Here is a 16,498-nt window from a genome sequence, read left to right as displayed (position 1 = left end):
AGGATCGTGCCGTGACCGCAGCGCTTCTCGATGCCGTGCGCCGCCATGCCGAGGCCCATGCCGACCGGTCGGGCATCGCGCGGACCCCCGTTCCGGGGCTGACGGCGATCAGGGCCGCGGCGCGCACCGCGCTGGATTATGCCATCGCGCGACCGCTGGTCTGCCTTGTTCTGCAGGGCACCAAACAGGTCACGACCGGCAGCCGGTCGTTCACCTTCAGCGCCGGCGATCTGCTGCTGATCACCGCCGACGTGCCCACCGTCAGCCAGATCACCCGCGCCAGCGCCGGCATGCCCTATGTCTCGCTGGTGATGGACCTGGACGCGGCGGCCATCGCCAGCCTGGTGCCCGAGATGGCGCCCCAGGCCGCCGCCGATCATCATGGCGCCGTGATGATCGATCCGACCGATGCCGAGGTTGCCGATGCGGCGCTGCGGCTGATGCGGCTGATCGAGCGCCCGGCATCGGTGCCGGTTCTGCAGGCGCCGCTGGTGCGGGAGTTCCATTACTGGCTTCTGGCCGGGCGCCATGGCGCGGCCATCCGGCGGCTTGGCCTGCCCGACGGCCATGCGCAACGGGTGGCGCGCGCGGTGGCGCTGCTGCGGGCCGATTATGCCCGGCGCCTGCCGGTGGAGCGGCTGGCGGCGGCGGCGGGCATGAGCGTGTCGTCGTTCCACCGGCATTTCCGGGCCGTCACCTCTCTGACGCCGCTGCAGTTTCAGAAACAGCTCCGGCTGATCGAGGCCAGACGGATGATGCTGGCGGATGGCGTGAATGCCAGCGAGGCCGCGTTCCGCGTGGGGTATGAAAGCGTGCAGCACTTCACCCGCGATTACGGCCGGATGTTCGGGCTGCCGCCGGCCCGCGACATGGCGGCGATGCGCGACCGGCTGCAATCGGCGGCGTGACGGCGGCGAGCCGTCAGCCGGCGGTGTGTGCGGCCCCCGATCCGGCCACGCGCGGCCAGCCATCATCGTCGGCGCGGGCGTCGAAGCCGGCGCGGGCGGCGTTCACCTGGATGCAGATCTCGGGCGTGTAGCCGGCATCGTCCGGCACTGGCGGCATGGTGGCGGGAACCGGTTTCAAAAAAGTGCCTCCTTTCGCGGGTGATCCATAGCCATCAGGCTGTGATCCATCGATACACCGCAATCCGGGAGCGGACATGATGATTTCTGCAACAAGTAAAGTTGCCCTGGTCACCGGCGGCAACAAGGGGATCGGCTTCGAGATCGCGCGGTCTGGCCGCCGGCGGTGCCGGCTTTGCCTATAACGCCTCGAAAACCGCGCTGAACGCGTTCACGGTGCTGCTGGCCAAGGAACTGGCGCCGGAAGGCTTCAAGATGAATGTAATCAATCCGGGCTTCACCGCCACCGACATGAACGGCCATACCGGCACGCGCGCGGCGGCGGATGCCGCCGGCACGGTCTTGCGCTGGGCCCTGATCAGCCCCGACGGCCCGACGGGCGGCTTCTTCACCGAGGGCGGTCGGGTGCCGTGGTGACCAGCGGCTTCCGCCGAATGCCGATCCGTTACCAGACGCCGGTATTGGGCATCGATACCCAGGGCTCGGCCGGCGCCAGAGCATTGCCCTTCTGCAGCAGTTCGACCGAGATCAGGTCGGGGGAGCGGACAAAGGCCATATAGCCGTCGCGTGGCGGCCGGTTGATGGTGATACCGGCCGCCATCAATCGGGCGCAGGTGGCATAGATATCGTCGACCTGGAAGGCGAGATGGCCGAAATTGCGCGCGCTGCCATAGTCTTCCGGATCCCAGTTATAGGTCAACTCGATCAGGGGCGCGGTCTCCTCACCCGTGGTGATGTCGTCGGGTGCGCCCAGAAACACCAGGGTGAAGCGCCCGGCCTCCGATTCCTTACGGCGCAGCTCACGCAGGCCCAGATGAGTGCAGAAGAAGGCAAGGGTGGCATCCAGGTCGCGGACGCGGATCATGGTGTGCAGAAAATGCATGGCGGAGATCCCTCGGCATGGGGTCGATGATGGCGCAGCCGGATCAGGCGCCGGCAGCCTCGCGGGCGATGCGGGCGATTTCGGCCTCCATCTCGGCATGAAAGCCGTCGCGCGACCACAAGCGATCGTCGCCCTCGGCATAGGCTTCGGCGTTGCGGCGATAGAGGAAGGCGTTCAACCGGTTGGCGGCGCCGTTGTCGCGGGTGCGCACCACCTTGGCCGGCGTGCCGACCACGATGGAGTTCGGCGGAATGATCGTGCCTTCCTTCAGGCAGGACTGGGGCGCGATGATCGAATTCTCGCCGATCACGCAGCCATCCATCACCGTGGCGCCGATCCCGACCAGAACATTGTCGCCGATCTGGCAGCCATGGATGGTGACATGATGGGTGATGGAGCAGTTGCGGCCGACATGGGTGCCGGTATGGGACCCGACATGGACCATGACGAAATCCTGAATGTTGGAGTTCTCGCCGATGACGATGTCGAACATCTCGGCGCGGAACACCACGTTCATCCACACCGACACGCCGGCCTTGAGCGTGACCTTGCCGAAGATGGCGGCCGAGGGGTCGATGCGTGCCGTCGGGTCGACGACCACTTGGGCGCCGATCCGCAGACCGGCGGCCCGTGCCGCGGCGATATCCGCTCCACTGAACATGCGTACTGACCTTTCGCGTTCCGTCTGTTGCAACCTCCACCCCGGCGACACTCTGCCGATACGCGCGGCGATCTGCAACCGGCGCCGCTGCCGTCAGTCCGGTTCCTGGTCCTGGCAGGTCGTGGCGGTGGTTCCGTCGACGGTCCAGTTCGCTGCCCGGCCCTTGCCACGCAGGCTGTGGCCCGCATCGGCATAGCGGAAGCCCGAGCCGGAGACGCGTTGCGGCAGAACCACGGTTCCGCCGGTCGACGTGGCCACCGTGGCCGTCTCGCCCTGAAAGCGCACGTCGAGCACGCTGCCGTCATCGCAGACATAGCGGGCGGTGAAGATCTTTGGCGCCGATGTGGCGGTATCGGTGACCGAGACCGGGCGTTCCGCGCAGCCACTGAGGATGGCGGCACCGATGACCAGGCCGCCCAGAATCGGGCCCAGGTGATGCCTGGATCTCATCTGTCTCTTCCGATGGACTCAAAAGGGGGCCGTCGACGATCAGGCCTTGCAGGCCACCGGTCTGCCACTGCCGACAGTCCAGATCGCCTGATCGACGCTCTGTTGCAGGCTGTGGCGGTTGGTTGCATACAACCTTACGGAGTCGCTGGTCTGCAACGGCAGGATCAGCTGTTCGCCGTCGCCGGTGCGGATGACGGCCTGCTCTGGTTCGAACCGCACGTTCAACGTGCTGCCATCGCCACAGCTATACGATATCGACCAGGGCCCGGCCCTGGGTGCGACGTTCGAGGTGTCGTAGCGTTCCTTTCCGCAGGCCGCAAGTGCGACAAGGAGAAGAATACTGACTGCTAAGGGTGCCGTCCGCCGCATCATTGGCCTCCGTGTCGGGATTGTTCCCGAACCCCAAGAAAGCACTGTTTCGGCGACAATCGCCAGCACGATCCGATGAACTTGGCAAAAAGAAGCACAGTGCCGGCGGTCTTGCGCCGGCACTGTGATAACGTCAGTACAAGGTCGCCAACGCCTCGCGGCCGAAATTCATCAATTCATCATTGCGTCCGGCGCGGATCTTTTCAACCCAATCGGGATCCTGGAGCAGCGCACGACCGACCGCGACCAGATCGAACTCGTCACGGGCCAGCCGCTCGATCAGCCCGTCGAGTGACGCGGGCTCCGACCCCTCGCCACGGAAGGCGGCGACGAATTCACCCGACAGCCCAACCGAGCCGACGGTGATGGTCGGCCGGCCGGTGAGTTTGCCGGCCCAGCCCGCGAAGTTGAGATCGGAACCGTCGAATTCGGGCTCCCAGAACCGGCGCTGCGAGCAATGGAAGATGTCGGCGCCCGCCGCGGCCATCGGCTCCAGCCAGGCGGCCATCTCGGCCGGCGTTTCCGCCAGACGCGCCTTGAAATCCTGCTGCTTCCACTGCGACAGCCGGATGATGACCGGATAGCCTGGGCCCACCGCCGCCCGCACCGCTTTCAGAATCTCCACCGCGAACCGGGTCCGTTCGGGCAGAGTGCTGCCGCCCCAGCGATCGGTGCGCTGGTTGGTGCCGGCCCAGAAGAACTGATCGATCAGATAACCATGGGCGCCGTGCAATTCCACGGCATCGAAGCCCAGCCGCTTGGCATCGGCCGCTGCCTGCCCGAAGGCGGCGATGGTGTCGGCCACGGCGGCATCGGTCATCGGTTCAGCAAACTGCTTGCCCGGCGACGACAGGCCCGACGGGCTGTCGACCGGCCCCGGCGCCTTCCAGTCGGTCTGGGTGTTGCGCGCCGATCCGACATGCCAGAGCTGCGGCGCCATCAACCCGCCCGCCGCATGCACTTCGTCGATCACATGCTTCCAGGCGGCCAGTTCCTCGGTGCCCCAGAAGCGGGGCACGTTGGGATCGTTCAGCGAGGCGGGGCGATTGATGCCGGTGCCTTCCGACACGATCAGCCCGACACCGCCCTCGGCACGGCGCCGGTAATAGGCGGCGACCTGGGCGGTCGGCACACCGCCCGGCGAGAACGACCGGGTCATCGGCGCCATGACGATGCGGTTCGGCATGTGCAGGGGCCCCAGATCGAAGGGGCGGAACAGAAGATCGGTCGCGGCCATGCGGGTATCGCTCTGTGTGGGGAATGGGGTGCGGCGGCGGGTCTGCGGGGTGGTGTCGCGGGATCAACGAGCAGAGGACTTCCGGGATCAGAGGAATTCCGGGGTCAGAGGAATTTAGGCTCGGGCCACCACGGATAGACATCGGGCATGTCGGCGGAAACCGTGTTCGGGAACTGCGCCGGGCGCTTTTCCAGGAACGCCTTGATGCCTTCCTCGACATCGCTGCTGCGACCGCGGGAGACGATCGCGCGGCTGTCGATGCGGTGGGCGGCCATCGGATGGTCTTCGGCCTGCAGGCGCCACAGCATCTGTCGGGCCATGGCCACCGAGACCGGCGCCGCATTGTCGGCGATTTCACGCGCCAGCGCACGGGCCGCGGGCAGAAGATCGTCGGGCGCGTGCACCGATCGCACCAGGCCGCGCGCCAGGGCCTCGTCGGCATTGAACACGCGGCCGGTATACACCCATTCCAGCGCGGTCTGCATGCCCACCAGCCGGGGCAGGAACCAGGATGACGCGGCTTCCGGCGTGATGCCGCGACGTGCGAAGACGAAGCCGAAGCGGGCATTGCTGGCCGCCATGCGGATATCCATGGCGAGCTGCATGGTGGCGCCAACCCCGACCGCCGCACCGTTCACAGCCGAAATCACCGGCTTCAGGCTGTCGAAGATCCTGAGCGTTACCTGGCCGCCGCCATCGCGGTGCACCCCGGCGACCTGATCGCGGTTGCCGACCCGCTTGTCGAAATCGAAGGTGTCGCCGCCGCTTTCGAGATCGGCCCCTGCGCAGAAGGCGCGGCCGGACCCGGTGACGATCACGGCGCGGACATCGTCATCGGCATCGGTCACGTCGAACAGCCGCAGCAGATCATCCATCATCGCGCCGTTGAAGGTGTTCATCTTCTCCGGGCGGTTGAATGTGGCGGTGGCGATACCGTCCGCGACGGCATAGTCGAGGGTTCTGAACGCGGGCTGCTTGGGATCGGCGGGCATCGGGCGAACCTCCGGTGGTTTCTGGGGCATCAGCGACAGCCCGGCGCCGGTGGTCTGCGCCACCTGAAGCCGGCCGTGCCATCGTGACCCGCTTATGCCCGGTCCGACAAGACAATTCGAACGTTCGTTTTACTGCGCGGAAAATCATGGCGCGGAAAATGATCGCACGCAATCGATTACAGCCGGATGGCGTCGAACATCGTCTGAAGGTCGGGGGCCGCGGGCAGGGCGCCGGTGGCGGCGATCAGCACCAGCGCGCCCTGGCCATCATGGCCGATGCCACGGCCGGTCTTGCCGAGGGCAGGGGGGGGGCCGCCGAGGGCAGGGGCGGTGTCGCCGATGGGCGCGGCCAGCGGCGTCAGGCGCCAGCGGCGGCCGACCATCTGCACCACGGTGGCGGCCGGCCGGCCGTCGGCGCCGGCCACGGGTAGAACGCCCTTCACCCGCAGCACCCCCGGCGGCAGGGCGGTCAGCGCCGCCAGCAGCCGCCCCCGGTCGACCGGGCCGCGACTGGCCCAGCTCCAACTGCTGAAACGCGCATCGGCCTGATGGTCGATATCGTCGTCGGGCAGGTGCCGCGCCGCCGCCGTGCCCGCAGGCGGGCTAAGGCCGCCGCTGGCGACCAGGGCCGCGCCGAAGCCGCCATCATCCGGCGATGCCGCCGAGGCGGGGCTTGCGATCATCGCCACGCCCGGTGCCGCCCGGGCGATGGCGGCCTGGGCCTGGGCAAGCCCGGCCGGGTTCACCAGATCGGTCTTGGTCAGCAGGATCAGATCGGCGCGCGCAAACTGCCGGATCAGCGTGTCGCCCACCAGCCGGTCGGCCAGCAGCCCGGCTGCGGCCGAGGCATCGGCCAGGACCACCACGCCATCGATCAGAAGCGTCGGCTCCAGCGCCGCAAGCTGCGCCACACGCCGCGGATCGGCGACGCCGCTGGTCTCGATCACGATCTGATCGGGTGGGATGCCGTCGTCGCCGCCCTCGGCAAGTGCGGTCAGGGCGGCATTCTGGTCGGCGGCCGGGCCGCAGCACATGCAGCCATTGGTCAGGGTGATCATACGGGTGTCGCGGCGCCGGATCAGCGCCGCGTCGATGTTGATCGCGCCGAAATCATTGACCATGATGCCATAGCGCCGGTCGCCACGGGCCAGCAGCGCGTTCAGCAGCGTGGTCTTGCCGGCGCCCAGAAATCCGCCCAGAACCGTGACCGGTATCGGCTGCCGCGCGGTCATGAGCCCGGTGCCGGGAACACGCGGCCGCCAACGACGGTGGCATGCACGCCCACATCCTTCAGCGCCATCGGCTCCATCGTCAGCGGGTCGTCGTCGAGCACCGCGAAATCGGCGTATTTGCCGACATCGATGCTGCCGATCAGATGATCGAGCTTCATGGTATAGGCAGCCCCCAGCGTGACGGTGCGCAGCGCCGCTTCAACCGGAATGCGTTCTTCGGTGCCGAGCAGGGCGCCGGAGGCGGTGAGCCGATTGACCGCGCACCAGGCGGTGAACAGCGGCGCCACCGGCGTGATCGGCGCGTCTGAGTGCATCGAGAACGGCACCCCCAGCCGGAGCGCGGTGCCGCAGGGATCCAGCCGCTCGGCCCGCACCGGGCCCACGGTCTGGGCGGCATGGGCGTCGCCCCAGTAATAGATGTGGTTGGCGAAGATGTTGCAGCAGATGCCCAGCGTCTTCATCCGCCGCAGCAGCGCTTCATCCAGCATCTGGGCATGTTGCAGGGTGTGGCGATGATCGGCGCGGGGCGTGCGGATCAGCGCCGCTTCGATGGCATCGATGGCAAGCTCGCTCGCCTGATCGCCATTGGTGTGGATCTGCAGATGCGCGCCGGCGGCGTGATAGGCGTCCACCACCTGCATCACATCGGCCGGCGCCATGTACCACATGCCATTGGGCGCGCCGTTGTGATAGCCGGGCCAGCGCAGCCGGGCGGTGAAACCCTGGATCGAACCGTCGACCACCAGCTTGACCAGCCCGAATTTCAACCGGTCGGTGCTGGCGCCGGCCAGAACCTTCCAGCGCGCGACGCCGTCGTCCAGGCTGTGCATGCGTTGCGCCAGCGCCGGCGCCAGCCTGATCGGGAAATCATCGGCGCCGGTGACCGTCGTCAGCACCTCGACCGCCTCGGCCCCAAGCTGGTTCAGAAGATCGGTGCAGGTGGTGACGCCGCTGGCGCGGGCGATATCGGCGAAGCGGCGCAGAACCCGTTCGTCGGCGGCGCGCAGCAGCGGCACCCCGTCGATCTTGCTGCGCACCCAGCCCATCGCCTCCGGGCCCAGCAATTCGCCGGTCAGCCGGCCGGCTTCGTCGCGCACCAGCCCGTCGAGATCGGTATCGTCGCGCAAGCCCACCAGATCGAGTGCGGCGCTGTTGACGTTGAGGATATGGGCCGAGGCATGCAGCACCAGCACCGGCCGGGTGGTCGACACCCGGTCGAGGTCGCCGCGGGTCATCCGCCGGCCATCGAAATAGATCGGATCGAAGCCCCAGGCCGACAGCGCCTTTGCCGGATCGGCCAGCGCCGCCGCCTCGGCCGCCAGCACCTCGACCACAGCATCGATGCTGGTCAGGCCCGGCCAGACCCGGCCATCGGGGCCACGGCGATCGAAGAAGCCGACATAGCGGTCGTCCCAGACCATGCCTTCGAAGACATGGGCATGGCCCTCGACGAAGCCCGGCATCAGCACCTTCGAGGCGAAGCGGTCATCGAGACGGGCCGGCCCGAAGGCGGTCAGCATCGTCTCGTCGCCCATGCCCAGGATGCGGCCGTCGCGCACGGCCACATGGGTGGCGAACGGTCGATAGCCGTTCAGCGTGATGATCCGCTTGGCCTGGAAAACGCTGACCGGCATGGTTGTGATGCTCCCTGATCGCTGTAGCCTGATTGCCCTGGCCTGGTCGCTCTGGCCTGGTCGCTCTGGCCTGGTCGCTCTGGCCTGGTCGCTCTGGATTGGACGGGCTTGTGGAACCGATGCCAGATGGTGCGGCGGGTGCGTGGACGGGCACAGGGCCACCACAGCCGCATCGACCGGGCCAGGACCGGCCAGGATCAAAAAAATCGATGATGCAACACCATTACACGGCGAGGCGATGTGCGATACAAGGGCATTCTACCCAGGCGGCCGGAGGATGTGATGCCGATGCGGTTATCCTTGACCTTACAGGCGGCGGCCGGCCTGGCACCGGCCATCTTGGCCCAGTCGATCGACCCGATGTGGCCCTGTGGCGGTGCGGCGCCGCACCGCAGGATGAACAGGTCGGCAACCGGAACCGAAAGGCAGGACCGGCATATGCATTTCCACCGGAGCTGTGACGGGCGGCGCCCGTGCAGGGCATCGGCCACAGGTGGCGCAGATGCTGGCTGACTGGCTGGATCCGGCGCTGCTGGCGCCGGGGCTGACCGCACAGGATCTGTTCTGGGCGGGACTGGCCGTGTTCGGCGCGGCGGTGCTGCGCGGCTTCACCGGCTTTGGCTTCGCCCTGGCGGCGGTGCCATTGACCAGCCTGGTTCTGCCGCCTGAGGTGGTGGTGCCGGTGGTGATGGTGGTGCAGCTTATCATCGGCACCGGCGACGCGGTACGGGAACGCCGCGCCGTCGACCGCGGCGTCATCCTGTGGCTGACCGTGGGGGTGGCGCTGGCGACGCCGCTTGGCATGTGGCTGCTGGTCTGGCTGCCGCCCGCCACCACGCGGATCGCGATCGGCGGGGTGGTGTTGCTGGGGGTGGCCGCGTCGTGGCGGCCGCCGGATCTGGGAGATCTGGTGCGGTTGCGATCGGTCAGGATCGGCGTGGGAGCGCTGGCCGGGCTGTTTACAGGGCTTGCCGCCATGCCGGGGCCGCCGGCGGTGGCCTATATGCTGGCGGCCGAACGCGATCCGCGGGTCATCCGGGCCACGCTGATGGTGTTCTTCTTTTTCACCGCTGTCGCCGGAACGATCAGTGCCTGGGGAGCAGGGCTGATCGGGCGGACGGAGCTGGTGCTGACGGCAATCTCGCTGCCGTTGGTGATCGGCGGCAGCGCGATCGGGGCGGCGTTGTTCGGGTTGGGGGCCACGCGGTTCTATCGCCCGGCGGCGCTGATCATCCTGCTGGCGACCGGCCTGACCACGATCATCCGCGAGATCGTGATCTATTGAATGGCGGCCATACCGCCGGCGGGTGAATGGCGGCCAAGCCGCAGGCGGGCCTGCCACCAAGGGAGGCATGAGGGGGACAAGATGCGTATCTTGAAGACGGCCGCGATCGCGGCGATGACGGCGTGGCTGGCAGCGGGAACGGCGGTGGCCGAACCCAAGCCCGGCGGCGAGCTGGTGATTGCATCCAGCCAGGTGCCGCGGCACTTCAACGGCGCGGTGCAGTCGGGGATCGCCACGGCCGTGGCGTCGACCCAGATCTTTGCAAGCCCTCTGCGGTTCGACGACCAGTGGAACCCGCAGCCCTATCTGGCCAGATCCTGGGAGGTGGCGCCCGACGGGTTGTCGGTGACCCTGCATCTGGTCGAGAACGCGGTGTTCCACGACGGCCAGCCCGTCACCTCGGAAGATGTCGCCTTCTCGATCGGGGTGATCAAGGCGAACCACCCGTTCCAGACCATGCTGGCGCCGGTGGACACGGTTGAAACACCCGACGCGCACACCGTGGTGATCCGGCTGTCGAAGCCGCATCCGGCGCTGCTGCTGGCGATGTCGCCGCCGCTGATGCCGATCCTGCCCAAGCATATCTATGGCGACGGTCAGGACGTGAAAAGCCATCCGGCCAATCTGGCGCCGATCGGCTCCGGCCCGTTCAAGCTGACCGAGTACAAGCAGGGCGAGTATTTCGTCCTTGAGAAGTTCGACAAGTATTTCATGCCCGGCCGGCCCTATCTGGACCGGATCGTGACCCGGATCGTGCCCGACGAGAACAACCGGCTGATCATGCTGGAACGCGGCGAGACCGGCATGCTGAGCTATGTGTCGGGCGTGCGCGAGATCATGCGCATGAAGAAGATGGACAATGTCGAGGTCACGGCGAAGGGCTACGACGCCATCGGCCCGATCAACTGGCTGGCCTTCAACACCGGCAAGCCGCCGCTCGACAATGTGAAGGTCCGCAAGGCCATCGCCCATGCCATCGACCGGGGCTTCATCCTGGACAAACTGATGGGCGGCACCGCGACGCCGGCGCTGACCCCGATCATGCCCGGCACGCCGTTCTATACCGATGACGTCGAAAAATACCCCTATGATCCGGCCGCGGCCGAAGCCCTGCTCGACGAGGCCGGCTTCCCCAAGAAGGATGATGGCAGCCGCTTCACCCTGACCATCGACTATATCCCGAACAGCAACGACCAGCAGCGCAACCTGGCCGAATATATCCGCCCGCAGCTTGCCAAGGTCGGCATTACGGTGGTGGTGCGCGCGGCCCCGGACTTTCCCACCTGGGCGCAGCGTGTCGGCAGCCATGATTTCGACCTGACCATGGATCAGGTGTTCAACTGGGCCGATCCGGTGATCGGTGTCGACCGCACCTATCTGTCGAGCAATATCCGCAAGGGCATCATCTGGTCGAACACCCAGCAGTACAAGAATGCGCGGGTCGACGAGATTCTGGCTGAGGCGGCGAGCGAGATGGATGTGGAGAAGCGCAAGGCGCTCTATACCGAATTCCAGAAGATCGTGGTCGACGACGTGCCGATCCTCTATGTCAACGCCATCCCCTATCACTCGGCGTTCGACAAGCGGCTGCGCAACACCCCCACCACCATCTGGGGTCCGTCGTCGCCGATGGACGAGATGTACTGGGACAAGTGATCGCGCCGGCGGGGGCGCTGCCATACCGGCATGCCCCCGCCCGCCCGGACCTTCAGGAAGACGGGATATCCCATGACCATCGCGTTCGGCCTGCTGCGCCGGATCCTGAATGCCTGCCTGTTGCTCGCGATCGTGGTGGCGTTGAACTTCACCCTGATCCATGCGGCACCGGGCGACCCGGCCGAGGTGATCGCCGGCGAGATGGGTGGCGCCACGGCCGAGATCCTGGCCGAAATCCGCGCCCGCTATGGCCTGGATCAGCCGTTCACCGTGCAGCTCGGGGCCTATTTCGGGCGGATCATTCAGGGTGATTTCGGCTATTCGTTCTATTTCAACGAACCGGTTCTGTCGCTGATCCTGCAAAGGCTGCCGGCAACGCTGTTGCTGGTGAGCGCGGCACTGGGCCTGTCGGTGATCGTGGGTGTGGTGATGGGTGTGATCAGCGCCCGGCGGCCGCGCCATATCTTCAGCCATATCGTGACCGCGATTTCGCTCGCCGGCTATTCGGCGCCGGTATTCTGGACCGGCCTGATGCTGCTGCTGCTGTTCGCGTCTCTGTGGCCGATCTTCCCCACCTCGGGCATGTCGCGGGTGGCGGCCAGTTACGGCCCCTTCGGCTATGTGCTGGACGTGGCCCACCACCTGATCCTGCCGGCGGCGACGCTGGCCATCGTTTATGTCGCCCAGTACAGCCGGTTGTCGCGCACCGCGATGATCGATGCGCTGGATGCCGACTATGTCCGCACCGCCCGGGCCAAGGGGCTGGGCGAGGGGCGGGTCGTGTTCAAGCACGCGCTGCGCAACGCGCTGATCCCGGTGGTGACCGTGGTCGGCCTGCAATTCGGCCAGCTCTTCGCCGGCGCCGTGCTGGTGGAAACGGTCTATGCCTGGCCGGGCATGGGACGGCTGGTCTATGAGTCGATCCTGCGGCGCGACTATCCGACGCTGCTGGGTGTGCTGTTCTTCTCGGCGGTGCTGGTGATGGTCGTCAACATCCTGACCGACCTCGTCTATCGCCTGATCGATCCCCGCATCCGGACCGGTGGCTGATGACCATGACAGATCGCACCACGCCCGCCGCCGCAACCGCCGTGCCCGCCGCTCCCGACGTGCCCGCCGCCGTCTCACCCACCCGCGAGATGCTGAAGCGGATGGTGACCCATCCATCGGGGCTGATGGGCATGCTGCTGCTGACGATCCTGATCGCCGGCACGATCTTCGGGCCGATGATCTATCAGGTCGATCCGTTCGAGATCGCCGGCATCCCGTTCTGGCCGCCCGATGGCGATGCGCCGCTGGGCACCGATTATCTGGGGCGCGACGTTCTGGCCGGGCTGCTCTATGGCGGCCGCGCCACCCTGGCGGTCGGCGCGGTTGCCGCGCTGATTTCGGTGGTCATCGGCGTCACGGTCGGTGCTGTCGCCGGCTTCTTCGGCGGCATCGTCGATGCGGTGCTGATGAAGCTGACCGAGGTGTTCCAGGTGCTGCCGGCGCTGTTGTTCGCCATGGTGCTTGTGGCCCTGTTCGGGGCCAGGCTCGACATCATCACCATGGCGATCGGCGGGGTGAGCTGGACCCAGACCGCGCGGCTGACCCGGGCCGAGTTCATGCGCATCCGGGGTCTGGAATACGTGAAGGCCGCGACCACCGGCGGCGCCGACAGCCTGTATCTGATCCTGCGCTGCATTCTGCCCAACGCGCTGCCGCCAATTATCGTGTCGGCGACGCTGGCGATCGGCGTGGCGATCCTGTTCGAGGGCGGGCTGAGCTTTCTGGGGCTCGGCGATCCCAATGTCATGAGCTGGGGGCTGATGATCGGCCAGAGCCGCAATTACCTGCTGGACGCCTGGTGGTCGGTGACGGCGCCGGGGGCGGCGATCTTTGTGGCGGTGCTGGCGGTCAGCCTGATCGGCGACGGCATCAACGACGCGATCAACCCGCGTCTCAGGCGGAGGCGCTGACATGACGGCTGCTATGGCGGTGCCTGATCAGATGACTGCGGGCGCGGGCACGGGGCAGGGCACGGGCGCGCCGGTGCTGGAGATCGACGGCCTGACCGTGACGCTGGATCAGGGCCGTGGACGGGCACCGGTGCCGGTGCTGGAAAATCTCGGCGTGTCGGTGGCGGCCGGGCGCACGGTGGCGCTGGTCGGTGAAAGCGGCTGCGGCAAGAGCATGACCGCGCTCGCGATCATGGGCCTGCTGCCCGAAGGCTTCCGGATCGCCGGCGGTCATATCCGGCTGGCGGGCGAGGACATCACCCATGCGCCGGGCCGGCGGCTGCGGCGGCTGCGCGGCAACGCGATGTCGATGATCTTTCAGGAACCGATGACCGCGTTGAACCCGGTCTATACTGTCGGCGACCAGATCGGCGAGGCGTTGAGCCTGCATCAGGGGCTGGGGCGGTCCGAGGCGCGGGCGCGGGCGATCGAGATGCTGCGCGCGGTGCAGATCCCGGCGGCGGAAAGCCGGGTCGACAATTATCCGCATCAGATGTCGGGCGGCATGCGCCAGCGGGTGATGATCGCCATGGCCCTGGCCTGCCGGCCGAAGCTGCTGATCGCCGACGAGCCGACAACCGCCCTGGACGTGACGGTTCAGGCCCAGGTCTTCGATCTGTTGAAGCGGCTTCAGGCCGAGAACGACACCGCCATCGTCATGATCACCCATGATCTGGCGGCGGTGGCCGATATGGCCGACGAGGTGGCGGTGCTCTATGCCGGCCGCTGTATCGAGCGCGGGCCGGTGGCCACCATGCTCGAACGCCCCGGCCACCCCTATACCCGCGGGCTGATCGCCTGTGTGCCGCATCTGAAACTGGGGGCGGCGGCCGCCGCCGAGCCTGAAATGCTCGACGACATTCCTGGTCTGGTGCCGCCGCTGGGCCAGCGGGCCGCCGCCTGCTGCTTCGCGCCGCGCTGCCGCCACGCCGCGTTGGCGTGCACCACACGACCCCAGCCACCGCTTGAGGCGGTGTCGGCCGGCAGCCGCCATGCGGTTTCGTGCTGGCGGCGCGAGGAGATCGGCGCATGACCATGATGACCGCAGCGAACGGCCCGGCTGTGGCCAGGACCGCGCCTCTGCTTCAGGTCGACGATCTGAAGGTGCATTTCCCCGCCGGCCGCAAGGGCGCCTTCGGGCCGCATCGGGTGGTGCACGCCGTCGACGGCGTCAGCTTCACCGTGCCCCGGGGCGGCACCTTCGGGATCGTCGGGGAAAGTGGATCGGGCAAATCGACCACGGCTCTCGCGGTGATGCGGCTGGCGCCGGTGAGCGCCGGGCATATCCGGCTGGGCGACCAGCCCTTGTCGGAGCTGTCGGGCGCGGGCTTGCGCGCGGCGCGCCGCGATGTGCAGATGATCTTTCAGGATCCGTTCTCGTCGCTGAACCCGCGCCGGCGGGCGGCCGAGGCGATCCGCGAGCCGCTGGACCGCCTGGGCATCGGCACGCCGCGCGAGCGGGCGGCGCGGGTGGCATCGCTGATCGACGCGGTGGGCCTGCCGCAATCGGCCGGCGGGCTGTTTCCGCATCAGTTCTCGGGCGGGCAGCGCCAGCGGATCTGCATCGCGCGGGCGCTGGCCTCATCGCCATCGCTGGTGGTGTGCGACGAGGCGGTGTCGGCACTGGACGTGGCGATCCAGGCTCAGATCCTGAACCTGCTGCGCCGGCTTCAGCACGAGTTGGGCCTGACCTATGTGTTCATCTCGCATGATCTGGGCGTGGTGCAGCACATCTGTTCCGAGGTGGCGGTGATGTATCTGGGGCGCATCGTCGAACGCGCGCCGACCACATCGCTGTTCACCCGGCCGCGGCATCCCTATACCTGGTCGCTGATGTCGGCTGCCGCCCCGGCCGGGCCGCTGCGCGACGAGCTGAAGCGGCGCTTCCTGGTGGTGGGCGAACCGCCAAGCCCGATCGATCCGCCGCCGGGCTGCCGGTTCGCCGGCCGCTGCCCGTTTGCCGATGACCATTGCCGCACCGAAACCCCGCTGGAACGGGCGATGTCGCCCGGCCATTACGTCGCCTGCCACCATGCCGAGAAGATCGACGGGCCCACGATCTGAATGCCCACGATCTGAACGCCGGCCCGCCTGGCCGTTGGCCCGCCTGAATGGCGGTCAGCGCCCCCGCGCCGGCACCACCAGCGCGTCACAATCGATCGCGGCCAGAACCTGGCGGGCGGCGCTGCCCATCACCGCCTCGGCCAGAATGCCATGGCCACGCGTGCCGATGGCGACCAGATCGGCATCGAGCGCGGTGGCCTGATCGGGCAACACCGTCGCCGGCGTGCCAGGCGCCGTGATGCGCGCCATGCGGTCACGCAAGGGTGCGGCGATCGCCAGCCCGTCGATGAACCGGTCGAGGGCCGGGCCGGCCTCGTCGGCCTCGGCGGGGTCATGAGCATGGACGACCGTTATGCGGGCTGTGGCGAACAGCGCCAGCGCCGCCTCCACCGCATGGCGGGCGGGCTTCGAGAAATCGGTCGCGATCATCAGGTGCTGATAGGGGCCGGTCACCCGCCGCCGCACCACCAGAACCGGTGCCGGTGCCCGCCGCAGCAGCCGATCAACCGTGTCGCCCAGCAACAGCAGGCCGTGCGGCTCGGCGCGGGCGAGCCCCGTGACGATCACGTCGTTCCCCTCACGATCGGCCAGATCGGCGATCACATCGGCCGGCACGCCTTCCTCGATCCGTGTGGTGATGCTGAAGCCCTGGGCGGCCGCGCCATCGAGCAGCCCGGCCGGGAGGTCCGCCGCCAGCCGGGCCGCCGCCGCCCGCATCTGCTCTTCGGCCGACCCCTCGGCGCCGCTATCGGCTTCCGCGACATGCAGGATAGTCAGGCGGCCGCCGGTCTGGCGCGCCAGAGCCACCGCCCGGTCCAGCGCCCGGTCGGTCCGGCCGGTGATGTCGGTGGCAAGCAGGATGTTCGGCGCTGCGGGCGGGGCGGGGGGCATGGCTGGTCTCCGGGACGCGCGGATGGATGGATGGCCAGCCCTATTGAAACGCGGGTGGG

General features: G+C 67.8%; 18 protein-coding genes. 8 read left to right on the top strand and 10 right to left on the bottom strand.

Annotated features, from left to right (window positions below):
- Positions 1-11: 11 nt before the first annotated feature.
- Positions 12-908, top strand: coding sequence for an AraC family transcriptional regulator (locus tag WG924_RS05655; RefSeq protein WP_372044724.1), 897 nt, complete (start codon positions 12-14; stop codon positions 906-908).
- Between the two features lie 13 nt (positions 909-921).
- Here the strand turns inward: WG924_RS05655 and WG924_RS05650 are convergent, their stop codons facing one another.
- On the bottom strand, positions 922-1,086 hold the full coding sequence (locus WG924_RS05650) for a hypothetical protein (protein WP_345932037.1): 165 nt from the start codon (positions 1,084-1,086) through the stop codon (positions 922-924).
- Between the two features lie 101 nt (positions 1,087-1,187).
- Here WG924_RS05650 and WG924_RS05645 point away from each other — a divergent pair, with 101 nt between their 5' ends.
- Entirely contained in the window at positions 1,188-1,502 is a 315-nt protein-coding gene (locus tag WG924_RS05645; protein WP_345932036.1) for an SDR family NAD(P)-dependent oxidoreductase, read from the top strand.
- Positions 1,503-1,530: 28 nt separating this feature from the next.
- On the opposite strand, the gene WG924_RS05640 is transcribed toward WG924_RS05645, so the two are convergent.
- The 8 genes from WG924_RS05640 to WG924_RS05605 all read right to left on the bottom strand — a co-directional run bounded on the left by WG924_RS05640 (position 1,531) and on the right by WG924_RS05605 (position 8,543).
- The gene (locus WG924_RS05640) at positions 1,531-1,968 is read right to left on the bottom strand and encodes a VOC family protein (RefSeq protein WP_345932035.1); all 438 of its coding nucleotides are present in this window, start codon (positions 1,966-1,968) and stop codon (positions 1,531-1,533) included.
- Between the two features lie 43 nt (positions 1,969-2,011).
- A complete protein-coding gene (locus WG924_RS05635) occupies positions 2,012-2,629 on the bottom strand; it encodes a gamma carbonic anhydrase family protein (RefSeq protein WP_345932034.1) in 618 nt (205 codons plus the stop codon).
- Between the two features lie 93 nt (positions 2,630-2,722).
- Complete coding sequence (locus tag WG924_RS05630) at positions 2,723-3,079, bottom strand: MliC family protein (protein ID WP_345932033.1); 357 nt, start codon at positions 3,077-3,079, stop codon at positions 2,723-2,725.
- Positions 3,080-3,118: 39 nt separating this feature from the next.
- The gene (locus WG924_RS05625) at positions 3,119-3,448 is read right to left on the bottom strand and encodes an MliC family protein (protein ID WP_345932032.1); all 330 of its coding nucleotides are present in this window, start codon (positions 3,446-3,448) and stop codon (positions 3,119-3,121) included.
- A 133-nt stretch (positions 3,449-3,581) separates the two neighbouring features.
- Positions 3,582-4,685, bottom strand: a complete 1,104-nt coding sequence (locus WG924_RS05620) for an NADH:flavin oxidoreductase (RefSeq protein WP_345932031.1) — start codon at positions 4,683-4,685, stop codon at positions 3,582-3,584.
- A gap of 104 nt (positions 4,686-4,789) precedes the next feature.
- Positions 4,790-5,677, bottom strand: coding sequence for a crotonase/enoyl-CoA hydratase family protein (locus tag WG924_RS05615; protein WP_345932030.1), 888 nt, complete (start codon positions 5,675-5,677; stop codon positions 4,790-4,792).
- A gap of 176 nt (positions 5,678-5,853) precedes the next feature.
- Positions 5,854-6,909 (bottom strand): CobW family GTP-binding protein, encoded by a 1,056-nt coding sequence (locus WG924_RS05610; protein ID WP_345932029.1) that lies wholly within the window; start codon positions 6,907-6,909, stop codon positions 5,854-5,856.
- Complete coding sequence (locus tag WG924_RS05605) at positions 6,906-8,543, bottom strand: amidohydrolase (protein ID WP_345932028.1); 1,638 nt, start codon at positions 8,541-8,543, stop codon at positions 6,906-6,908. The genes WG924_RS05610 and WG924_RS05605 overlap by 4 nt, the downstream gene beginning before the upstream one ends.
- A gap of 502 nt (positions 8,544-9,045) precedes the next feature.
- On the opposite strand from WG924_RS05605, the gene WG924_RS05600 reads away from it, so the two are divergent.
- From WG924_RS05600 to WG924_RS05575, 6 genes are all read left to right on the top strand, one after another.
- Complete coding sequence (locus WG924_RS05600; RefSeq protein ID WP_345932027.1) at positions 9,046-9,828, top strand: sulfite exporter TauE/SafE family protein; 783 nt, start codon at positions 9,046-9,048, stop codon at positions 9,826-9,828.
- Between the two features lie 81 nt (positions 9,829-9,909).
- Positions 9,910-11,484: an ABC transporter substrate-binding protein gene (locus tag WG924_RS05595; RefSeq protein WP_372044723.1), complete on the top strand. Its 1,575-nt coding sequence runs from the start codon at positions 9,910-9,912 to the stop codon at positions 11,482-11,484.
- A 72-nt stretch (positions 11,485-11,556) separates the two neighbouring features.
- Entirely contained in the window at positions 11,557-12,534 is a 978-nt protein-coding gene (locus WG924_RS05590) for an ABC transporter permease (RefSeq protein WP_345932026.1), read from the top strand.
- A gap of 5 nt (positions 12,535-12,539) precedes the next feature.
- Positions 12,540-13,445 carry an ABC transporter permease gene (locus WG924_RS05585; RefSeq protein WP_372044744.1) on the top strand — a complete coding sequence of 302 codons (906 nt, stop codon included), beginning with the start codon at positions 12,540-12,542 and terminating at the stop codon, positions 13,443-13,445.
- Positions 13,446-13,458: 13 nt separating this feature from the next.
- Positions 13,459-14,517, top strand: coding sequence for an ABC transporter ATP-binding protein (locus WG924_RS05580; protein ID WP_372044743.1), 1,059 nt, complete (start codon positions 13,459-13,461; stop codon positions 14,515-14,517).
- Positions 14,514-15,548 (top strand): ABC transporter ATP-binding protein, encoded by a 1,035-nt coding sequence (locus tag WG924_RS05575; protein ID WP_372044722.1) that lies wholly within the window; start codon positions 14,514-14,516, stop codon positions 15,546-15,548. Before WG924_RS05580 ends, WG924_RS05575 begins: the two co-directional genes overlap by 4 nt.
- 54 nt (positions 15,549-15,602) lie before the next feature.
- Here WG924_RS05575 and WG924_RS05570 read toward each other — a convergent pair whose 3' ends face one another.
- Positions 15,603-16,439, bottom strand: a complete 837-nt coding sequence (locus WG924_RS05570; protein ID WP_345932024.1) for a universal stress protein — start codon at positions 16,437-16,439, stop codon at positions 15,603-15,605.
- Between the last annotated feature and the right edge of the window lie 59 nt (positions 16,440-16,498).

The sequence above is a fragment of the Tistrella arctica genome (assembly GCF_039630945.1).
GTDB classification, from domain to species: domain Bacteria; phylum Pseudomonadota; class Alphaproteobacteria; order Tistrellales; family Tistrellaceae; genus Tistrella; species Tistrella bauzanensis.
Note: the sequence above shows the minus strand (reverse complement) of the source record. Positions and strands in the feature narration are given on the sequence as shown.